This window comes from Anoxybacillus sp. LAT27 (assembly GCF_022030075.1).
In the GTDB taxonomy this organism is placed as follows: domain Bacteria; phylum Bacillota; class Bacilli; order Bacillales; family Anoxybacillaceae; genus Anoxybacillus; species Anoxybacillus kestanbolensis.
Window position 1 is genome coordinate 1 of sequence record NZ_JAIWYK010000321.1, and the last position, 231, is coordinate 231.

At 64.5% G+C, this 231-nt stretch carries 1 protein-coding gene; it reads right to left on the bottom strand.

All coding sequences use genetic code 11. The features are described from left to right. A partial coding sequence (locus tag LD028_RS09635; protein ID WP_237811689.1) for an ABC transporter permease occupies positions 1-231 on the bottom strand: 231 nt, incomplete at both ends.

Below are 231 nucleotides of genomic sequence, written 5' to 3' on the forward strand. Positions count from 1 at the left end.
TGGTCAGTCCGGCCAGAATCGGCGTTACCAGGGCCACCTGCGCGATAACCATCGCCTGCGGCGTGAACAGCAGGCTGAGCGATCCGAGAGGGCCGTACCGGGAGAGCAGCAGGTAGACGATCACGCCGACCAGCACCGGGGGAAGTCCCATGCAGGTGTAGACGAGCACGACGATCAGCCGTTTCCCCGGAAAGGAATAGAGCCCCAGGAAGGCGCCGAAGGGGATGCCGA